Source organism: Stenotrophomonas sp. 59 (genome assembly GCF_030291095.1).
Taxonomy (GTDB): domain Bacteria; phylum Pseudomonadota; class Gammaproteobacteria; order Xanthomonadales; family Xanthomonadaceae; genus Stenotrophomonas; species Stenotrophomonas maltophilia_Q.
On sequence record NZ_CP127408.1, the window covers coordinates 920099 to 939683 of the forward strand.

At 66.3% G+C, this 19585-nt stretch carries 18 protein-coding genes; 10 read left to right on the forward strand and 8 right to left on the reverse strand.

Annotated features, from left to right (window positions below; genetic code table 11):
• Nucleotides 1-2: 2 nt before the first annotated feature.
• Nucleotides 3-470, reverse strand: coding sequence for a DUF2127 domain-containing protein (locus QP552_RS04115; protein WP_005415426.1), 468 nt, complete (start codon nucleotides 468-470; stop codon nucleotides 3-5).
• Nucleotides 471-481: 11 nt separating this feature from the next.
• Nucleotides 482-2329, reverse strand: coding sequence for a translational GTPase TypA (gene typA, locus QP552_RS04120; protein ID WP_032129766.1), 1848 nt, complete (start codon nucleotides 2327-2329; stop codon nucleotides 482-484).
• A gap of 273 nt (nucleotides 2330-2602) precedes the next feature.
• Between typA and QP552_RS04125 the strand changes: the two genes are divergently transcribed.
• The 6 genes from QP552_RS04125 to QP552_RS04150 all read left to right on the forward strand — a co-directional run bounded on the left by QP552_RS04125 (nucleotide 2603) and on the right by QP552_RS04150 (nucleotide 9258).
• Nucleotides 2603-3094 (forward strand): peptidylprolyl isomerase, encoded by a 492-nt coding sequence (locus tag QP552_RS04125; protein WP_005408225.1) that lies wholly within the window; start codon nucleotides 2603-2605, stop codon nucleotides 3092-3094.
• Nucleotides 3095-3212: 118 nt separating this feature from the next.
• Complete coding sequence (locus QP552_RS04130; RefSeq protein ID WP_004153634.1) at nucleotides 3213-4199, forward strand: malate dehydrogenase; 987 nt, start codon at nucleotides 3213-3215, stop codon at nucleotides 4197-4199.
• Between the two features lie 122 nt (nucleotides 4200-4321).
• Nucleotides 4322-4936 carry an RluA family pseudouridine synthase gene (locus QP552_RS04135; protein ID WP_286075064.1) on the forward strand — a complete coding sequence of 205 codons (615 nt, stop codon included), beginning with the start codon at nucleotides 4322-4324 and terminating at the stop codon, nucleotides 4934-4936.
• A 640-nt stretch (nucleotides 4937-5576) separates the two neighbouring features.
• A complete protein-coding gene (prpE, locus tag QP552_RS04140; protein WP_180868216.1) occupies nucleotides 5577-7457 on the forward strand; it encodes a propionate--CoA ligase in 1881 nt (626 codons plus the stop codon).
• A gap of 195 nt (nucleotides 7458-7652) precedes the next feature.
• Nucleotides 7653-8156: a hypothetical protein gene (locus QP552_RS04145; RefSeq protein WP_106551243.1), complete on the forward strand. Its 504-nt coding sequence runs from the start codon at nucleotides 7653-7655 to the stop codon at nucleotides 8154-8156.
• 46 nt (nucleotides 8157-8202) lie between these two features.
• Entirely contained in the window at nucleotides 8203-9258 is a 1056-nt protein-coding gene (locus QP552_RS04150; RefSeq protein ID WP_106551242.1) for a suppressor of fused domain protein, read from the forward strand.
• Between the two features lie 121 nt (nucleotides 9259-9379).
• Here the strand turns inward: QP552_RS04150 and QP552_RS04155 are convergent, their stop codons facing one another.
• From QP552_RS04155 to QP552_RS04175, 5 genes are all read right to left on the reverse strand, one after another.
• Nucleotides 9380-9991, reverse strand: coding sequence for a glutathione S-transferase N-terminal domain-containing protein (locus QP552_RS04155; RefSeq protein ID WP_010483964.1), 612 nt, complete (start codon nucleotides 9989-9991; stop codon nucleotides 9380-9382).
• Between the two features lie 84 nt (nucleotides 9992-10075).
• Nucleotides 10076-10534 carry a cell wall hydrolase gene (locus QP552_RS04160; RefSeq protein WP_004154513.1) on the reverse strand — a complete coding sequence of 153 codons (459 nt, stop codon included), beginning with the start codon at nucleotides 10532-10534 and terminating at the stop codon, nucleotides 10076-10078.
• Nucleotides 10535-10830: 296 nt separating this feature from the next.
• The gene (locus tag QP552_RS04165; protein ID WP_286075068.1) at nucleotides 10831-12861 is read right to left on the reverse strand and encodes an NADPH-dependent 2,4-dienoyl-CoA reductase; all 2031 of its coding nucleotides are present in this window, start codon (nucleotides 12859-12861) and stop codon (nucleotides 10831-10833) included.
• Between the two features lie 102 nt (nucleotides 12862-12963).
• Entirely contained in the window at nucleotides 12964-13608 is a 645-nt protein-coding gene (locus QP552_RS04170) for a hypothetical protein (RefSeq protein ID WP_106551240.1), read from the reverse strand.
• Between the two features lie 186 nt (nucleotides 13609-13794).
• Nucleotides 13795-14814, reverse strand: coding sequence for a zinc-binding alcohol dehydrogenase family protein (locus QP552_RS04175; RefSeq protein WP_286075070.1), 1020 nt, complete (start codon nucleotides 14812-14814; stop codon nucleotides 13795-13797).
• A 357-nt stretch (nucleotides 14815-15171) separates the two neighbouring features.
• Between QP552_RS04175 and QP552_RS04180 the strand changes: the two genes are divergently transcribed.
• The 4 genes from QP552_RS04180 (at nucleotide 15172) to QP552_RS04195 (ending at nucleotide 18250) form a co-directional block, all read left to right on the forward strand.
• Nucleotides 15172-16272, forward strand: coding sequence for an OmpA family protein (locus QP552_RS04180; protein WP_005408234.1), 1101 nt, complete (start codon nucleotides 15172-15174; stop codon nucleotides 16270-16272).
• A 220-nt stretch (nucleotides 16273-16492) separates the two neighbouring features.
• Nucleotides 16493-16999: a hypothetical protein gene (locus QP552_RS04185; RefSeq protein WP_049430334.1), complete on the forward strand. Its 507-nt coding sequence runs from the start codon at nucleotides 16493-16495 to the stop codon at nucleotides 16997-16999.
• Nucleotides 17000-17019: 20 nt separating this feature from the next.
• A complete protein-coding gene (locus QP552_RS04190) occupies nucleotides 17020-17829 on the forward strand; it encodes a pseudouridine synthase (RefSeq protein ID WP_286075072.1) in 810 nt (269 codons plus the stop codon).
• Between the two features lie 85 nt (nucleotides 17830-17914).
• Nucleotides 17915-18250 carry a hypothetical protein gene (locus tag QP552_RS04195; protein ID WP_286075074.1) on the forward strand — a complete coding sequence of 112 codons (336 nt, stop codon included), beginning with the start codon at nucleotides 17915-17917 and terminating at the stop codon, nucleotides 18248-18250.
• Between the two features lie 118 nt (nucleotides 18251-18368).
• Here QP552_RS04195 and kbl read toward each other — a convergent pair whose 3' ends face one another.
• Nucleotides 18369-19577, reverse strand: coding sequence for a glycine C-acetyltransferase (gene kbl, locus QP552_RS04200; RefSeq protein WP_106551237.1), 1209 nt, complete (start codon nucleotides 19575-19577; stop codon nucleotides 18369-18371).
• Nucleotides 19578-19585: the final 8 nt, after the last annotated feature.

A 19585-nucleotide genomic window follows, 5' to 3' on the forward strand; every position in this document is an offset into this window, starting at 1 on the left:
GCTCAGCGGTGGCGCTTGCGCAGGTCGCGGGCGAGGACGTAGACCACGATCAGGTTGATCGCCAGGATTGTCCACGACGGCCAGCCGGGATGGCGGATGATCGCGAAGATGTCGAAAGGCAGGTACAGCGAGGCGGTCAGGCAACCCAGCCAGGAGGCCCAGGCCTTGGCCCGCCACAGGCCCCAGGCTTCGACCAGGTGCAGCAGGCCGTAGCCGATCATTCCCGCCGCGGCCAGGTGGACCGCGTCGGGACTGATCATGTGCAGCAGCGAGGGCAGGGTGCCATGGTCCGGATCCAGGCTGAAACGCCGGATCAGGACCATGATGCCGTGCCGCAGCGGCTGCGGCCCGAGCACTTCCAGCCCGGTGGCGGCCAACAGCGCAAGCATCGCCTTGCTCGCTTCGAGCAGGGCGATGACATGCAGGCCCGGATGCCGGTGTGGATCCGGGTTGTAGCCGCTCTGGTTCACGAGGTGCTGGCTCAGCCGCCGCGCGAAGCCTTCTTGCGGTCGCTTTCGGTCAGGAACTTCTTGCGCAGGCGGATCTCCTTCGGGGTGATCTCGACCAGCTCATCGTCTTCGATGAAGTCCAGGGCCTGTTCCAGCGAGTACTTGATCGCCGGGGTCAACTGGATCGCATCGTCCTTGCCCGAAGCGCGCATGTTGGTCAGCGGCTTGGTCTTGATCGCGTTGACGGTCAGGTCGTTGTCCTTGGAGTGGATGCCGACCAGCTGACCTTCATACACGTTGTCGCCTTCAGCAGCGAACAGCTTGCCGCGTTCCTGCAGCGGGCCCAGCGAGTAGGCCGGGGTGGTGCCCGGTGCATTGGCGATCATCACGCCGTTGATGCGCTTGGCGATCGCGCCCTGTTCCTTCGGACCGTAATGGTCGAACACGTGGAACAGCAGGCCCGAACCCTGGGTCAGGGTCTTGAACTCGTTCTGGAAGCCGATCAGGCCACGGGCCGGGATCGAGTATTCCAGGCGCACACGGCCCTTGCCGTCCGATTCCATGTTCTTCAGCTGGCCCTTGCGGGTACCCAGCTTTTCCATCACGCCGCCCTGGTGGATTTCTTCGATGTCCACCACCAGCTGCTCGATCGGCTCCATCATCTGGCCGTCGATTTCCTTGATGATCACTTCCGGACGCGACACGGCCAGCTCGTAGCCTTCGCGGCGCATGTTCTCGATCAGCACCGACAGGTGCAGTTCGCCACGGCCGGAGACCAGGAACTTGTCGGCGTCTTCCAGCTGCTCGACCTTCAGGGCCACGTTGTGGACCTTTTCACGGTCCAGGCGGTCCTTGATCTGGCGGCTGGTCAGGAACTTGCCACCGGACAGGTCCTTGTTGCCGGCGAACGGCGAGTTGTTGACCTGGAAGGTCATCGAGATGGTCGGCTCGTCGACGGTCAGCGCCGGCAGGGCTTCCGGGGTGTCCGGGGCGCAGATGGTGTCGGAGATGGTCAGCTCCTGGATGCCGGAGATGGCCACGATGTCGCCGGCCTCGGCGGTGTCCTGCTCGATGCGCTCCAGGCCCATGAAGCCCAGCACCTGCAGCACCTTGCCGTTACGCTTCTTGCCTTCACGGTCGATGACCGCGACCTGCATGTTCTTCTTCAGGGTGCCGCGCTGGATGCGGCCGATGCCGATCACGCCCACGAAGTTGTTGTAGTCCAGCTGGCTGATGCGCATCTGGAACGGGCCTTCCGGGTCCACTTCCGGACGCGGCGCGTGCTGCATGATCGCTTCGTACAGCGGGGTCATGTCGCCGTCACGCACGGTGTCTTCCAGGCCGGCATAGCCGTTCAGGCCCGAGGCGTAGACGATCGGGAAGTCCAGCTGCTCGTTGGTGGCGCCGAGCTTGTCGAACAGGTCGAAGACCTGGTCGATCACCCATTCCGGACGGGCGCCCGGACGGTCGACCTTGTTGACCACGACGATCGGCTTGAAGCCCATCGCGAAGGCCTTCTGGGTCACGAAGCGGGTCTGCGGCATCGGGCCGTCCATCGCATCGACCAGGATCAGCACGGTGTCGACCATCGACAGCACGCGCTCGACCTCGCCACCGAAGTCGGCGTGGCCGGGGGTGTCGACGATGTTGATCCGGTTCTTGATGCCGGTCTTCTTGTCTTCCCAGGTGATGGCGGTGTTCTTGGCCAGGATGGTGATGCCGCGTTCCTTTTCCTGGTCGTTGCTGTCCATCACGCGCTCGGCGAGGACGGTACGCTCGGACAGGGTGCCGGACTGCTTCAGCAGCTGGTCGACCAGGGTGGTCTTGCCATGGTCGACGTGGGCGACGATGGCGATGTTGCGAAGATTTTCGATGGACATACGAAAGGGGGCCAGTCGGCGCCGGATTTGGAAAAAGAAGTCCAACATTATACGTCGAACTTGACGATTCGCGAAAAGGTGGATTTCACACCCGTCACGGGGCCCATTCAGCTGGCTGTCCGCCGCGTGGGCCAGGGCCGCCAGGGCCCGGAGACCGGGCTTCCCATCCGCGGGCTGAAGCCGGGTTCTTCACCGATGGTCGAAGCCGCCGCCGCCACGAGGCAGGTGTAAACTAGGTGGCTAGACGCGTTCCCCTCTGCATCAAGGATCTTCATGTCCCTCATCGCCACTTTCGACACCACCCAGGGCCCGATCAAGGTCGAGCTGTTCGCCGACAAGGCGCCGCTGACCGTGGCCAATTTCGTGAACCTGGTCAAGCACGGCTTCTATGACGGCCTGATCTTCCACCGCGTGATCGCCGACTTCATGATCCAGGGCGGCTGCCCGCAGGGTCGTGGCACCGGCGGCCCGGGCTACAAGTTCGAAGACGAGAAGAATGGCGTGAAGCACGAGGTCGGCTCGCTGTCGATGGCCAACGCCGGCCCGAACACCAACGGCAGCCAGTTCTTCATCACCCACATCAAGACCGACTGGCTGGACGGCCGCCACACCGTCTTCGGCAAGGTCCTGGAAGGCCAGGCCATCGTCGATTCGGTCAAGCAGGGTGACGTGATCCATTCGATCACCCTGGAAGGCGACGTCGACGCCGTGCTGGCCGCCCAGGCCGACCGCGTCGCCGAGTGGAACAAGCACCTCGCCGCCTGATCCCCCTTTGAAACGGCCACCCACGGGTGGCCGTTTCCCTGTTCTCCGCCGCCCGCCAGGCCTGCGTGGCTCCGCCCGCGGCGTCCCATCAAACGCTTGCAAGCAAGAGGAAACCCCCATGAAAGCACCCGTTCGTGTTGCCGTGACCGGCGCCGCCGGCCAGATCGGTTATGCCCTGCTGTTCCGCATCGCCTCCGGCGAAATGCTGGGCAAGGACCAGCCGGTCATCCTGCAGCTGCTGGAACTGCCGGTCGACAAGGCCCAGGCCGCCCTGAAGGGCGTGATGATGGAGCTGGAAGACTGCGCCTTCCCGCTGCTGGCCGGCATGGTCGGCACCGATGACGCCGAAGTCGCGTTCAAGGACGCCGACATCGCTCTGCTGGTCGGCGCGCGTCCGCGCGGTCCGGGCATGGAGCGCAAGGACCTGCTGCTGGAAAACGCCAAGATCTTCACCGCGCAGGGCGCGGCGCTGAACAAGGTCGCCAGCCGTGACGTGAAGGTGCTGGTGGTCGGCAACCCGGCCAACACCAACGCCTACATCGCCATGAAGTCGGCCCCGGACCTGAAGCCGGAAAACTTCACCGCTATGCTGCGCCTGGACCACAACCGCGCGCTGAGCCAGCTGTCGACCAAGCTCGGCAAGCCGGTCGGTGGCATGGAGAAGCTGGTGGTGTGGGGCAACCACAGCCCGACCATGTACCCGGACTACCGTTTCGCCACCGCCGATGGTGCGTCGATCGCCGATGCGATCAACGACCAGGAGTGGAACGCCAACACCTTCATCCCGACCGTCGGCAAGCGCGGCGCGGCGATCATCGAAGCCCGTGGCTCGTCCTCGGCTGCTTCGGCCGCCAACGCAGCCATCGACCACGTGCGTGACTGGGTGCTGGGCAGCAACGGCAAGTGGGTCACCATGGGCGTGCCGTCCGACGGTTCCTACGGCATTCCGGAAGGCGTGATCTTCGGCTTCGCGGTGACCACCGAGAACGGCAAGTACACCCTGGTGAAGGATCTGCCGATCGACGATTTCAGCCAGAAGTACATCGACAAGACCCTGGCCGAGCTGGAAGAAGAGCGCGCCGGCGTCGCCCACCTGCTGGGCTGATGCAGGCGGTACCGGCTCGAGCCGGTACCTCTTCCATCAAGGTGGGTACCGACCGTTGGTCGGTCCGCAGAAAACGGGGAGGCTTCGGCTTCCCCGTTTTTGTTTGGAATTCCTGGAACCACATGATCCACCTGCATTACATCGATGACGCGCTGCTGGTGGCCGAGAAGCCGGCCGGCCTGCTGTCCGTGCCTGGCCGCAGCGCCGAGAACCAGGACTGTGTGGTCGCGCGCCTGCAGGCGCTGTATCCGGATGCCTTGACCGTGCACCGGCTGGACCAGGTGACTTCCGGCCTGCTGCTGCATGCGCGTGGCAAGGACATGCAGGCGGCGTTGTCGATGCATTTCGAGCAGCGCCAGGTTGGCAAGTGCTACGAAGCCGTCGTGCAGGGCCTGCTTGAGGGCGATGCCGGCGAAGTGGACCTGCCATTGATCGTGGACTGGCCGAACCGGCCGAAGCAGATGATCGACCATGAGCGCGGCAAGCCGGCGCTGACGCGTTGGCGCGTGCTGGCCCGTGATGCTGAAGCGCAGCGCACGCGCGTGGCGCTGGAACCGATCACTGGCCGCAGCCATCAGCTGCGCCTGCACATGGCCAGCCTCGGCCATCCCATCGTCGGCGACGTGCTGTATGACGCGGCACCGGCGCAACGCGTGCATCTGCATGCGCGCAGCCTGCGGTTCACCCACCCGGTGACGGGCGAAGCGCTCGCGTTCGAGTCCGCGGCTCCGTTCTAGGGGGTCGGCAGGGCTTGCAGCCCTGCACCTGCTACGAGCCAGAGCAACGTCAACGTCAAAGGCGGGCTATCCGTGGGTTGGCGGGACGGTGTCGGAGTGCGGGGGCGCCGCAAGTACTTCCCTGTAGGCTTGGCAGCCGCATCCATGCGGCTGACACCCCGCACTCCGACACCGCCCCGCCTTCGACAGGTTGCTGCGGCTGTTGGCGACTGTGGCTGTTTTTCTGCGTGGCTGTTGGTAGGTGTCGACCTTGGTCGACACGATTTTTCTTTCAGATATCGAATGACTCATCCACGCATGGCGTGGATCTACCGTGTCGACCAAGGTCGACACCCACCAGCGCAATATGTCGTACCGACAGATCGCAGAAAACTGTCGAAGGCGGGGTGGGTCCGGTGGCGGGAGTGTCCGCGGCATGGATGCCGCGGCCAAGCCCCCATGGACGGGTTTACGGCGTCTCCCGCCACCGGACCCACCCCGCCAACCCTCAGGAAACCCGCTTCTGCTGTTGCTTCGGCTTCTGCGGGTGCAGGGCTGCAAAGCCCTGCAGAACAAACCCACCCCCTACCAAGGTAGGGCGGCCCGCGCGGCAGCGCCGGACTATCCTCGAACCCATGACTTTGTCTGGGAGGGCTGCGTCATGAACTACGAGGAAACCTACCGTCGCTCGATCGACGAGCCGGAGGCCTTCTGGGGCGAGGAAGCCAAGCGCATCCATTGGCACAAACCGCCGCAGCAGGTGCTCGACTACAGCAACCCGCCATTCCGGCGCTGGTTCGTCGGCGGCGAAACCAATCTCTGCTACAACGCCGTGGACCGCCACCTGGCCGAGCGCGCCGACCAGCTTGCGCTTGTCGCCATTTCCACCGAGACCAACAGCACACGCGAGATCACCTATCGCCAGCTGTATCGCGAAGTGAACGACTTCGCCGCAGTGCTCAAGCACCTCGGTGTCGGCCACGGCGACCGCGTGGTGATCTACATGCCGAACATGGCCGAAGCCGTGTTCGCGATGCTGGCCTGCGCGCGCATCGGTGCGGTGCACTCGGTCGTGTTCGGTGGCTTCGCCGCGCACAACCTGGCGCTGCGCATCGACGACGCCAAGCCCAAGCTGCTGATCGCGGCCGATGCCGGCATGCGCGGTGGCAAGCTGATTCCGTACAAGCCGATGGTCGACGCCGCCTGCGCCGAAGCAGCCTCGCCACCACCGCACGTGCTGATCGTGTCGCGCGGACTGGACGCAGCCGAACCGCGCGTGCCGGGCCGTGACGTGGAGTACGCCACGCTGCGCGCGCAGATCGGTGAGGTCGATGTACCGGTGCAGTGGCTGGAAGCGAGTGAGCCGAGTTACCTGCTGTATACCTCCGGCACCACCGGCAAGCCGAAGGGCGTGCAGCGTGATGTCGGTGGCTATGCGGTGGCGATGGCGCAGTCGATGGAAACCGTGTTCGACTGCAAGCCAGGGCAGGTGATGTTCTCCACCTCCGATGTCGGCTGGGCCGTCGGCCATTCCTACAACGTCTACGGTCCGCTGATCGGTGGCTGCACCTCGCTGCTGTACGAAGGGCTGCCGACCAATCCCGATCCGGGCATCTGGTGGGCGCTGTGCGAGCAGTACAACGTGCGTACGATGTTCTCTTCGCCTACCGCCATCCGGGTGCTGAAGAAGCACGACGCGGACTTCATCCACCGGCATGACCTGGGCGCACTGAAGTACCTGTTCCTGGCCGGCGAGCCACTGGACGAACCCACCGCGCACTGGATCAGTGAGGCGCTGGGCAAGCCGATCATCGACAACTACTGGCAGACCGAAACCGGCTGGCCGGCGCTGACCCTGCTGCCGGGCCTGGAAATGAAGCCGGTGCGCTTCGGTTCGCCCGGTTTCCCCAATCTCGGTTACCGGATGAAGGTGATCGACGAGAACACCGGCGAGGAGGTCGCGCCGGGGCAGAAGGGCGTGCTGGTGGTGTCGCCACCGTTGCCGCCGGGTTGCATGAGCACCGTGTGGAACGATGACAGCCGCTTCCTGCAGAGCTACTTCAGCCACTTCAAGGAACTGTTGTACAGCTCGCTGGACTGGGCGATCCGCGACGACGATGGCTACACCTTCATCCTGGGGCGCACTGATGATGTGATCAACGTGGCCGGGCATCGCCTCGGCACGCGTGAGATCGAGGAAGCCATTTCCAGCCATCCGCGCGTGGCCGAGGCGGCGGTGATCGGGGTCAAGGACGAGTTGAAGGGGCAGGTGCCGCTGGTGTTCGTCACCCTCAAGCAGGGGCTCAACGGTGAGGATCCGGCGCCGGTGGTGGCGGAGATGATGGCCACGGTGACCACCTCGCTCGGCGCGGTCGCGCGCCCGGCGCATGTGCATGTGGTCAACGCACTGCCCAAGACCCGGTCGGGCAAGTTGTTGCGGCGCTCGCTGCAGGCGCTGGCCGAACAGCGTGATCCGGGCGACCTGTCGACGCTGGATGATCCCAGCGCGCTGGAGGAGATCCGCCGGGCGCTGGGGCGCTGACCTGCTTCTGTAGAGCCGAGCCGATGCTCGGCTCCGCATGCCTCGCCAAAGCAGCCGAACATGGGCTCGGCTCTACAGAGGAGGGTGTTGCTGCACCGCAGCTTCCTCCCGGCAACCGGTGCGCTAAGCTCGGCCCCAGGGGAGCGCGCCCGCCAGGGCGCGCAGGTGAAGCGCATCAAGGATTGGGGGGATGCAATGGCATTGCTGCACGCCAAGACGGCTGCTGGCCGTCAGGAAATCGAAGACCGTGGCCGGCGCCTGCCGGCAGCACTGCGCTCGATCCTGCTGATGGTCGATGGCCATCGCGACGACACCGAACTGCGCGGCCTGTTCGAAGGCCTGCGCGCACCGGCCGATGCACTGGAGCAGCTGGAAGCGCAGGGCCTGATCGAAGTGATCGGTGGCAATGCCGAGGTGGCACCGGCACGTGGAATCAGCACCGGCCGCGAACAGGATCCGGCGTTGTACCAGCAGTTGTACGACGCGATGAGCGAGGCGGTGCGGCGCCACCTCGGCCTGAAGGGCTACTTCATGCAGTTGAAGATTGAACGCTGCACCGATGCACTGGCGTTGGAACGCCTGTGCCCGGAGCTGCTGGCCGCGGTGGGAAAGGCGCGCAGCCCGGCGCTGGCGCAGCGCTGGTGGCAGGAAACCCAGGCGGCGGTGGTGAACGCTGGCAATGAGGTCGTGCAGGCCTGACTCACCGCGTAAAGTGATCGGTTCACTTCCCCACAAGGAGTCCCGCGTGCAGGACGACCACGACGACACCGATACCCCCGGCTGGGACGCGATCAATGCGGCGCTGGCGCCCCTGTATGCCGGGCAGGAGCCGCGTCATTTCGGCACCGCGCTGCCTTACACGCTCGGTGGCCAGGACCCGCTGGATGGCATCAGCGTGTACTGGGTGGATGCGCCGGTGCCGCACTGGCACTACATCACCTACGGCTTCTCCGAGCTGTACACCAAGGAGAGCAGTGATGCCGCCGCCAGCGGCTATGGTTTCGAGCTGACTTTCCGCCTCGCTGCCGAAGCCGGTGAACACGCCGGCAGCACGCCGCCGGTGTGGCCGATGAACCTGCTGCAGAACCTGGCGCGCTACGTGTTTGGCAGCGGCAACGTGTTCGAGGATGGTCACCATCTGAATGCCAACGGCCCGATCGCGCTGGAGACCGACACGCGCCTGTGCCACCTGGCCTTCATTGCCGATCCGCAGTTGCCTGCGCGCGACACCGCCAATGGTCACCTGCAGTTCCTGCAACTGGTCGGCCTGACCGACGAAGAGATGGAGGCGGTCAAGCGCTGGTCGACGCGCGGTGTGCTGCAGGCGCTGCAGCCGGCGATGCCGCTGTGGATCAGTGATCTGCACCGTCGCAACCTGCTGGAGGATCCGGCACTGGCAGCCCAGGTGCAGGCCGGCAGCGAGCGCGAGGGCTCCAGCACCGGCATGCTGTTCATCGAGACGTTGGACTGGCGGCAGGAGGCCGGCGTCACCACCCTGGTGCTCGGCGCGGGCCAGGTCGCCAGCGTCTGCGAACTGCTGCCGCTGCGCCTGCGCCACGGAAAGTCGCTGGAACTGGCCAGCCGCGAGCGGCAGTGGGAGTTCATTCCAGCCGGGCGCGGTGACGTGGGCGAAGTGTCGGCCGACAGCGCGCGCTGGGCCCTGGACGAGACGGGGCTGCAGGCCCTGGCAGGCGTGCGTGCCGAACGTGGCATCTACCCGGTGGCGGGAGCGCTGCGCGTCGAAGTAGTGCCAACCTACCTGCGCGACGCCAACGGTGAAGTGATCCGCCAGATCGGCTGAGTGTGACGATGGAGCTGATGGGGTCAGAGCCGCCTGCGGTGCAGGCGGATCCGACCCCGCGTTCTGCGGGCCGCGGGGGCAGATCCGTTCGCCACGCGAACGACCCTGACCCGGGGCATCCTCAGGCCAGGCCTTCGGCCTTCAGCGCGGCCTGCACACCGGCATCGGCGTCCATGCGTGCCTTGTAGGCGGCCAGGTTGTCCAGGCCGGACAGGTCGACCTTGGTGCCGGCGGCCCAGCGCAGGGTGATGTAGAAGTACGGGTCGGCGAAACTGCGGAAGCCGGCCAGCCACGGCTTGTCGGCCAGCTGCTTGTCGGCGGTCTCGAACAGGCCACGCAGGCGCTTGTGTGCGGCGGCGCGGATTGCATCGAACTGGCTTTCGTCGGCGATGAACTTGCCCGGTGCGAACAGCGGCGAGAAGGCCGGGTGCACGTCGGAATTGACGAAGGCCAGCCAGCGGGTGGCTTCGGCACGCTGTCGCGGGCTGCCATCACCGCCGAGGCCGGCCTGCGGATAGGTGTCGGCGATATAGCCCATGATCGCGGCGTTCTGCAGCAGCACGAAGTCGCCATCGACCAGCGCGGGCACCGCGCCGGCCGGATTGATCTTGAGGAATTCCGGACCCTTCAGGGTGTCCTTGTTCAGCAGTTCGACCTCGAACGGCTGGCCGGTCCACTGCAGGGCGATGTGGTCGGCGGTGGAACAGGCACCGGGCTTGCTGTACAGCTTCATGGGAACTCCAGGTGATGCGGGCGGGAAACGCCCACTATCCCAGAGCCTGCCGGCGGGCGGCAACGCTGCCGCCAGCACGGATCGTTACGACTGCCGCGGCTTGAGGTTCTGCACCTTATAGAAGGTGTGATCGCCGATGGTGGCCACCTGGTAGGCGTTGCGCCAGTTCGGGCTGGCGATGGACAACGCGGCGAAGTGGCTGGCACCGGGCACGATCTCGCGGCGCTCGCCGGCCGGCAGCGCCCAGTTGCGCTCGGCGTCGAAGGCCACGTTCATCGCCTCGCTCCAGGCTGCGTCGTTGCCCAGCTGGGTGCCGGGGGAGACGATGGTTGGTGCGAACTGCTTGCGCGCGGTGACCACCTGGCACATCGAGTCGCCCCACAGGCCACTGTCGAGACGGCGCAGGGCGACCTCGGCAACGGCCTGCTGGCCGCGCAGGGTCTGGTCGCGGGCTTCCAGGTAAACGGTGGTGCTCAAACACAATGAATCAGCGGCCGGCTGCGGCAACAACTGCGACAGCCAGAGAATCCAGGCCAGTTTCATATAACTCCTTGCTCCGTATGGGCCGCACTCTCCACTTCCGGTCGCGGGGCGACAGGACGCGGGGTACGACTTGGCGTCATGGGGAGGCGGCCATCGGGGCCGCCCCGTGGGCGGCCCCAAAAGAAACGATCAGTACCGATCGAGGGGGCCGCACCGGCTCACCGGAAACTGGCTGGTGAGCGGAAGATGGCGCAAGGTAGGGGGGGATAGCCGAACGCATCGTGAACCGCCCGGCTTGACATTCAGGTTCGGGAGGGGTGACGGAAATCACATTCCGTCCCCCATTCAGGCACTCATCAGAGCGCGGCGGCGACCCGACTGCCCTGGTCGATGGCCCGTTTTGCATCCAGTTCTGCGGCCACATCGGCGCCACCGATCAACGTCGCGCTGATGCCAGCGGCCTGCAGCTCCGCCTGCAGCGCACGATTCGGTTCCTGCCCGGCGCAGATCACCACCTGATCGACCGGCAGCAGCTGTTCGCTGCCCTCAACGCGGATGCGCAGGCCTTCATCGTCAACACCCAGGTACTCGACGCCGCCGAGCATGCGCACGCCCTTGGCTTTCAGCGTGGCGCGATGGATCCAGCCGGTGGTCTTGCCCAGCCGCGCACCGGGCTTGCCCGGGCTGCGCTGCAGCAGCCACAGCCGGCGCGGCGAGGCCTCGGCCTGCGCCCGCGCCAGGGAGCCGCGGGTCTCGAAGGTACTGTCCACGCCCCATTCGGCCATCCAGCGCTGTGGGTCCAGCGAGGGGGACTCACCGGCGTGGCTGAGGAACTCGCCGACATCGAAGCCGATGCCGCCGGCGCCGATGATCGCTGCATTGGCGCCCACCGTGACCCGGCCCAGCAGCACGTCCAGGTAGCTGACCACCTTGGCGTGGTCGGCACCGGGGAAGTCGACCTTGCGCGGGGTGATGCCGGTGGCCAGCACCACCTCGTCGAAGCCGGCCAGGCTGGCCGCATCCGCTCGCGTGCCAAGGCGCAGCTGCACGCCGGTTTCAGCCAGCTTGTGGCGGAAGTAGCGCAGGGTCTCGTGGAACTCTTCCTTGCCGGGGATGCGCTTGGCCACGTTGAACTGGCCACCGATCTCGTCGTTGGCATCGAACAGGGTGACCTGGTGGCCGCGCTCGGCGGCTACCGTGGCGCAGGCCAGGCCGGCCGGGCCGGCGCCGACCACCGCAACCTTTTTCGGCGTGGCAGCAGGGTGGTAGACCAGCTCGGTCTCGTGTGCGGCCCGCGGATTGATCAGGCAGCTGGCCAGCTTGTTCTCGAACACGTGGTCCAGGCAGGCCTGGTTGCAGGCGATGCAGGTGTTGATCGCCTCGGGGCGGCCGGCTCGGGCCTTGTTCGGCCACTGCGGGTCGGCCAGCAGCGGGCGCGCCAGCGACACCATGTCGGCACCGCCATCGGCCAGGATGCGCTCGGCGACCTCGGGCATGTTGATGCGGTTGGTTGCCACCAGCGGCACCTTCACATGCGGCTTGAGCTTGGCGGTGACGCCGGCAAAGGCCGCGCGCGGCACCGAGGTGGCGATGGTCGGGATGCGCGCCTCGTGCCAGCCGATGCCGGAATTGATGATCGTCGCGCCGGCGGCCTCGATGGCCTGCGCCTGCTGCACGATCTCTTCCCAGTTGCTGCCGTCTTCCACCAGGTCCACCAGCGACAGGCGGTAGATGATGATGAAGTCCGGCCCGCAGGCCTCGCGGATGCGGCGCACGATCTCCACCGCAAAGCGCATGCGTTGGTTGGCGTCGCCACCCCAGCGGTCGGAGCGCTTGTTGGTGCGCGGGGCGATGAACTCGTTGATGAGGTAGCCCTCCGAGCCCATCACTTCGACGCCGTCGTAGCCGGCTTCGCGGGCCAGCTTTGCGCTGCGCGCGTAGTCGGCGATATGCCGCTCGACGCCGCTGGCCGACAGCGCACGCGGGGTGAACGGATTGATCGGCGCCTTCAGCTTCGACGGTGCCACCGACAGGGGGTGGTAGGCATAGCGGCCGGCATGCAGCAACTGCAGGCAGATCTTCGCACCATGCTGGTGTGCGGCGGCGGTGAGTTGCCGGTGCGGGCGTACTTCCCAGGGCCAGGACAGCTTGCCGCCGAATGGCTTCAGCCAGCCCACCACGTTGGGCGCGAAGCCGCCGGTGACGATCAGGCCGACACCGCCCTCGGCGCGCTCGGCGAAATAGGCTGCCAGGCGCGGGAAGTCGCGGGCGCGATCTTCCAGGCCGGTGTGCATCGAACCCATCAGCACGCGATTGCGCAGCTGGGTGAACCCCAGGTCCAGCGGGGCGAACAGATGGGGATAGGCGCTTTCGTTGGCTGGCGACATGGTCGATACGCTTGCGTACGGAAGCGCGAAGCGTGCCGGGAAACGGCGGCCGGGGCAAGGGGCTGGCGAATCGGTAGCGCCGGGCCATGGCCGGCGACGCGGCTACCCGTGGCCGCGCTGCGCGCTCGCCGGGCGTGGCCCGGCGCTGCCCGCCGGCAGCGGCCGGCCAATCCCGAACCAGCCCAGCGTTATCCCGCACATTGGGCCGATCAGCAGGGCGAAGGCGAGGGTGCCGACACCGACGTTGCCGCCGAGCCACCAGCCCAGCAGCAGCACGCTGCCCTCGATCAGGCTGCGTACCTTCCAGATCGGCCAGCCGGTGCGGGCGTGCAGGCCGGTCATCAGGCCGTCGCGCGGGCCGGGCCCCAGCTTGGCGCCGATGTAAAGGCCGGTGGCCAGGGCGACCAGCAGCATGCCGGCGCAGAACATCGCCAGCTGCCAGCCAAGGCCGACCGCCGGGGGGAGAAGCCACAGGCCGAACTGCGCGGACGGGCCGATCAGCATCACGTTGAGCACGGTGCCGACGCCCGGCTTCTGTCGCAATGGCCACCAGAGCAGCAGCACCAGCGCGCCGATCACATTGGTGGCCAGGCCGAACGACAGCGGTGTCTGTGTGGCGATGCCCTGCGACAACACGTCCCACGGGGCCACGCCGATCGCTGCACGGATCATCAGCGAGGCGCCGAAGCCATACAGGAACAGGCCGATGATCAGTTGCAGCAGACGCAGGGGCAGGGCGGTGGGCATGGCGGCGCTCGGGGAGAGGGGGATCTGTTTCCACCGTAATCCCGATTCATCAGTCGCCATAGATACAGATGCCGACCAATCCGCCGCCACAGGCGGAACCTGTAGAGCCGAGCCCATGCTCGGCTGGCGATGCCAGGCAAAGCAGCCGGGCATGGGCTCGGCTCTACACCGGCGTTCCAGCCTGGCTCAATCGCCCCAGCCCGCCAGCGCCAGCTTGCCGACCGTGCGTCCGCTGGCCAGGCGCTGATGCGCGATGTCCAGATTCGCCGCATTGATCGTGCCCAGCGTCTCGCTGAGGGTGCCACGCAGCTGGCCAGCGTCGATCATGCTGGCCGCGCGGCTGAGGATGCGGTGCTGTTCGATGCGGTCTGCAGTGGCGAAGCGCGAACGCGCGAACATGAATTCCCAGTGGATGCCGATGCACTTGGCCTTGTAGGGATCACCGATGCGCAGCGCACCGCGCGGTTCGACGATGAGGCCGACATGGCCCTGTGGCGCCAGCAGCTGGCCCAATGCATCCCAGTAATGGTCGGTGTCGGCCAGGTTGAGGGCAACCTGTACTGAGTCGATGCCCACTGCCTGCAGCTGGGGCAGCAGCGGCTGCCGGTGGTCGATCACATGCTGGGCACCCATCCGCCGGCACCAGTCGATCGACGACTCGCGCGAGGCGGTGGCGATCACCTCGAATCCTGCATGCCGGCCCAGCTGGATCGCCATCGATCCAACGCCGCCTGCTCCGCCGATCACCAGCAGGTGCTGGCCGGCATGGCGGCGGTCATCCAGCTGCAATGGCATGCGCTGGAACAGCAGTTCCCATGCGGTCAGCGTGGTCAGTGGCAGGGCGGCCGCTTCGGCGAAGTCGAGCGTGGTCGGCTTGCGTGCTACCAGGCGTTCGTCCACAAGATGGAACTGCGCATTGCAGCCCGGGCGGGTGACATCACCGGCGTAGTAGACCTCGTCGCCGGACGCGAACAGGCTGGCGTCCTCGCCGATCGCTTCGACCACGCCGGCGGCGTCCCAGCCGAGCACGCGGGGTGCTTCGAGCGTGGCCGGATCGGTGGCCGCCCGCTGCTTGCCGTCGACCGGATTCACCGAGACGGCCTCGACCCGGATCAGCAGGTCGCGGCCACCCGGAGGCAGCGGCGGAGGCAGGTGGATATCGCAGAGGGCGGGGGCGGATTCACGACTCAGGGCGACGGCTTTCATCTCGGCTCCGGCTGGGTTCGTGGCTCCATCATAGAGTTCCTCACGTTTCAGCAGATGCGCTGAATCGCGTGGAGCAACCTGTTGCGCAATATGTCGTATTCCGCACCTAAACCCCGTCAAACCCTTGCGGCGTGAGGGTCTTGCGGTTTTTCATCATCCTGTATAGGGTTTCAACGTCGGACCGGTGGAGGGTCGGGCACAACACTTCACATGTTACGGGACTGTTAACATGACCTTCACCCGCCTGAGCATAATGTTCGCGGCGGTGGCGTGCTGAATCGGCTGTCGAACATCGACGCACTAGTGCTGGCCCATGCCTCTACCGGTTTCATACCCCCGAAATAGGAGCTGTACTCAATGAACAAGAAGATCCTTACTGCCGCGCTGCTGGGTGGTCTGGCTTTCGCCCAGGCTGCGTCCGCGCAGGAGTTCGATGACCGCTGGTACCTGACCGGTTCGGCCGGCTTCAACTTCCAGGACAGCGACCGCCTGACCAATGACGCCCCGTTCGTCACCCTGGGCCTGGGCAAGTTCATCAGCCCGAACTGGTCGCTGGACGGTGAGCTGAACTATCAGAACCCGAACTTCGACGCCAACAAGGACATGAACTGGTCGCAGTACGGCGTCTCGCTGGACCTGCGTCGCCACTTCATCAAGGAAGGCCGCGGCTGGAACCCGTACCTGCTGGCCGGCCTGGGCTACCAGAAGTCGGAAGAAGAGTACAACCCGATCAGCGGTGGCCTGGCTGACCGCAAGGACGGCAACTTTGCCGCCAAGGTCGGCGTCGGTCTGCAGACCACCTTCGAGAAGCGCGTTGCTGTCCGTGCCGAAGTCGCCTACCGCGCTGATTTCGACGACCAGAGCGTGAACCCGAAGCGTGCCGGCAACGATGAAAGCTGGTTCGGCGACGTGCTGGCTTCGGTCGGCGTCGTGATCCCGCTGGGCCCGGCTCCGGTCGCGGCTGCTCCGGCCCCGGCTCCGGTTGCCCCGAGCTGCGCCGATCTGGATGACGACGGTGACGGCGTCAACAACTGCGACGACAAGTGCCCGAACTCGCAGCCGGGTCAGACCATCGGTCCGGACGGTTGCCCGGTGCCGGTCTCCATCGACCTGAAGGGCGTGAACTTCGACTTCGACAAGTCGAACCTGCGTCCGGACGCCGTGGCGATCCTGAGCGAAGCCACCGAGATCCTGAAGCGTTACCCGGATCTGCGCGTTGAAGTCGCCGGTCACACCGACTCGAAGGGTACCGACGCTTACAACCAGAAGCTGTCGGAGCGTCGTGCTACCGCCGTGTACAACTACCTGACCAAGAACGGCGTTGACGCCGGTCGCCTGGTCGGCCCGATCGGCTACGGCGAGAGCCGTCCGATTGCTCCGAACACCAACCCGGATGGTTCGGACAACCCGGAAGGTCGCGCCAAGAACCGTCGTACCGAGCTGAACGTCCAGAACTAAGTTCTGACGCTCTGCCCGCAGGACACAGCAGGACCCGGCTTCGGCCGGGTCTTGTTGTTTCTGGGGTCCGGAATCCAGGTAGTGCTGGGTGCGGGAGCAACCGTTCGTCGGGTTTTTGTCCGTAAAACCAATGAGTTGCCGTATTCATTGAAAGTGGCGCTTGAAAGCTGTCGCGGCATTGCTAAACTCGCCGCGTCACTTCCTTTCGTGGATGCCCCTCATGCTGCGCTCTGCATCGGCCGCCTTCCTGGCGCTGGCCCTGGTTCCCGCCGCCCACGCTGCGGTCGATTGCTCGGTCAACGCCAGCGCCTCGCCGCTGCCGTTGCCGGCCACGACCATCGCGCCGGTGGCCGACGAGTTGTACATCCGTGGCAACCAGCTGGGCATGCCGGCCGGTGTGCTGAGCAGCAACTACGATCCGTCGCAGTCGCTGGACCAGGTGCTGCAGCGCCTGCGCATCGACGGCTGCCAGAACATCGCCAAGGCCATTCCGAGCGCACCGGCGGTGAAGCCGAACGATCCGGCGGCCTACAAGCCGCAGACCGAATTCGACAACACGCCCTGGCGCTTCGACATGAGCCAGAACGGCAAGCGCATGACCGCCGAAGAGTTCGACGCCTGGATGAAGGCGCGCGGCGTGCGCGTGGTCAAGGCGCGTCCGGCTCCGGCCACCACCCCGGCTCCGGCCGAAGCACCGGCTGAGACCAAGCCGGTCGACAAGAAGTAAGCGCTGCGGGGAGCAGAGGCTTGCGCACGCGCCGCCCACCTGCCGCCCCCGCCGCCCGCTCCCACGCACCGCGTGGGCGTGCGACGCCCGCTGCCGCAGCCGCCGGTGTCCGTCATGGCCTGGCGCGCGTGCTGTCCAAGGCCGGCGTGTGCTCGCGCAGCGAAGCCGCGCGCTGGATCGCCGATGGCCGCGTACGCGTGTCCGGGCGCATCGTCCGTGACCCCGAGTTTCCCATTGCACAGCCGGCGCCGCCGATCGAGGTCGACGGCCAGCCGTTGGGCGCGCCGCAGCGCCTGTACCTGATGCTCAACAAGCCGCGCGGGGTGGTGACAACCGTGCAGGACGAACGTGGCCGCGACACCGTCTATCGCTGCTTCGATGGCGCAGGCCTGCCGTGGATCGCACCGGTCGGGCGGCTGGACAAGGCCAGCGAGGGGCTGTTGCTGTTCAGCAACGATCCGCAGTGGGCCGCGCGCCTGACCGATCCGGAAACCGGCCCGCAGAAGACCTACCACGTGCAGGTGGACCGCCTGCCCGACGAGGACACCCTGGCTGCGCTGCGCGCCGGTGTCGAGGACGAAGGCGAGTTCCTCGTCGCCCAGGCCGCGCGCGTGCTGCGCAGTGGTGACAAGACCGCGTGGCTGGAGGTGGTTCTCGACGAGGGCCGCAACCGCCACATCCGCCGCCTGTTGGCGGCCTTCGACCTGCAGGTGCTGCGCCTGGTCCGGGTCGCGATCGGTGGGCTGCAACTCGGCGATCTCGGCAAGGGCCAGTGGCGGGTGCTGGAGGTCAGTGACCAGCAGCGGCTGGGGGCCGCTGCACCGGGCTGATCATCGCCCGCGGCCGGCAGCTGCCGGCCACCGTTCCAGGCGTAGGGGGCGCCTGGTTGTTGAATTTCCCGAACGGAGCCTGCCCATGTACCACCCGACCCTCAATCAAACCCTGCGCTGCGCAGGCCTGCTGCTGCCGATGGTGCTGCTGACCGCGTGCGGCGGCCACAAGAAAGTGGCCAAGGCGGAAACGCCGGCCGAGACCCCGGTGGTGGAAGTGAAGACCCCGGAACTGGATGGTCGCGGCAGCTATCGCTTCCTGATGAGCAACGGCGACAAGAAGATGACCGCCGATGAATTTGACGCCTGGATGAAGGCCAACGGCATCCGCGTTGCCAAGGGCAACGGCCAGGACGCTGCCGCCAAGCTGGTGGTGGTGGCCAGCAAGGACGAACCGAAGGGCAAGAAGAAAAAGAAATGACGCGCGTCGCGCGTCATTTCGGTAGCGCCGGGCCGTGCCCTGCGAGCGCATGGCCCGGCTATCGGGAAACCGCCGGGCATGGCCCGGCGCTACCCGTGGGGATCCGGCCCCGGCGCGATCAGCCCTTGATCACGCCCAGCTCGACACCGATGCGGGTGAACGCATCGATCGCGCGGTCCAGCTGTTCGCGGGTGTGCGCGGCACTGATCTGGGTGCGGATGCGGGCCTGGCCCTTGGGCACCACCGGGAAGAAGAAGCCGATCGCGTAGATGCCTTCTTCCAGCAGGCGCTCGGCGAACTTCTGTGCCAGCGGTGCGTCGTACAGCATCACCGGGCTGATCGGATGCACGCCCGGCTTCACGTCGAAACCGGCGGCGACCATCTTCTCGCGGAAGTGGCGGGTGTTCTCCACCAGGGTGTCGCGCAGGTCATCGGCGGCGGCCAGCATCTCGAACGCCTTGATGCCGGCGGCGACCACGTGCGGTGGCAGCGAGTTGGAGAACAGGTAGGGGCGCGAACGCTGGCGCAGCAGTTCGATCACCTCGGCGCTGGCGCAGGTGAAGCCACCCAGCGCACCCCCCATGGCCTTGCCCAGGGTACCGGTGATGATGTCGATCTTCTCCAGCACGCCCTTCACTTCGGCCGAGCCACGGCCGGTGGCGCCGAGGAAGCCGGTGGCGTGGCACTCATCGATGTGCACCAGCGCGTTGTACTTCTTCGCCAGTGCGGTGATCTCGTCCAGCGGGGCGATGAAGCCGTCCATCGAGAACACGCCGTCGGTGGTGATCAGCTTGGTCTTGCAGCCGGCGGCATCGGCGGCCTGCAGCTGGGCTTCCAGGTCGGCCATGTCGCAGTTGGCGTAGCGGAAGCGCTTGGCCTTGCACAGGCGCACGCCGTCGATGATCGAGGCGTGGTTCAGTGCATCGGAAATGATCGCGTCATTCTCGCCGAGCAGCGGCTCGAACAGGCCGCCGTTGGCATCGAAGCAGGCGGCGTACAGGATGGTGTCCTGCTTGCCGAAGAAGTCGGCGATCTGCTTCTCCAGCTGCTTGTGCAGGTCCTGGGTGCCGCAGATGAAGCGCACCGAGGCCATGCCGAAGCCGTGGGTATCCAGCGCATCCTTGGCGGCCTGGATCAGGTCCGGGTGGTCGGCCAGGCCCAGGTAGTTGTTGGCACAGAAGTTCAGCACCTTGCGGCCGTCGTCGAGGGTGATCTCGGCCGACTGCGGGCTGGTGATGATCCGCTCGGACTTGAACAGGCCCTGGGCGCGGATGGCGTCCAGTTCCTCGGCGTAGTGGCGGGTCAGGGCGGAGGAGGCGTCGGTCATGGCGTGGG

Coding starts and splice junctions, on each gene's coding strand:
- typA (WP_032129766.1), bottom strand. CDS start 2,329: ATGTCCATCGAAAATCTTCGCAACATCGCCATCGTCGCCCACGTCGAC.
- QP552_RS04125 (WP_005408225.1), top strand. CDS start 2,603: ATGTCCCTCATCGCCACTTTCGACACCACCCAGGGCCCGATCAAGGTC.
- QP552_RS04130 (WP_004153634.1), top strand. CDS start 3,213: ATGAAAGCACCCGTTCGTGTTGCCGTGACCGGCGCCGCCGGCCAGATC.
- QP552_RS04135 (WP_286075064.1), top strand. CDS start 4,322: ATGATCCACCTGCATTACATCGATGACGCGCTGCTGGTGGCCGAGAAG.
- prpE (WP_180868216.1), top strand. CDS start 5,577: ATGAACTACGAGGAAACCTACCGTCGCTCGATCGACGAGCCGGAGGCC.
- QP552_RS04145 (WP_106551243.1), top strand. CDS start 7,653: ATGGCATTGCTGCACGCCAAGACGGCTGCTGGCCGTCAGGAAATCGAA.
- QP552_RS04155 (WP_010483964.1), bottom strand. CDS start 9,991: ATGAAGCTGTACAGCAAGCCCGGTGCCTGTTCCACCGCCGACCACATC.
- QP552_RS04160 (WP_004154513.1), bottom strand. CDS start 10,534: ATGAAACTGGCCTGGATTCTCTGGCTGTCGCAGTTGTTGCCGCAGCCG.
- QP552_RS04165 (WP_286075068.1), bottom strand. CDS start 12,861: ATGTCGCCAGCCAACGAAAGCGCCTATCCCCATCTGTTCGCCCCGCTG.
- QP552_RS04170 (WP_106551240.1), bottom strand. CDS start 13,608: ATGCCCACCGCCCTGCCCCTGCGTCTGCTGCAACTGATCATCGGCCTG.
- QP552_RS04175 (WP_286075070.1), bottom strand. CDS start 14,814: ATGAAAGCCGTCGCCCTGAGTCGTGAATCCGCCCCCGCCCTCTGCGAT.
- QP552_RS04180 (WP_005408234.1), top strand. CDS start 15,172: ATGAACAAGAAGATCCTTACTGCCGCGCTGCTGGGTGGTCTGGCTTTC.
- QP552_RS04185 (WP_049430334.1), top strand. CDS start 16,493: ATGCTGCGCTCTGCATCGGCCGCCTTCCTGGCGCTGGCCCTGGTTCCC.
- QP552_RS04195 (WP_286075074.1), top strand. CDS start 17,915: ATGTACCACCCGACCCTCAATCAAACCCTGCGCTGCGCAGGCCTGCTG.
- kbl (WP_106551237.1), bottom strand. CDS start 19,577: ATGACCGACGCCTCCTCCGCCCTGACCCGCCACTACGCCGAGGAACTG.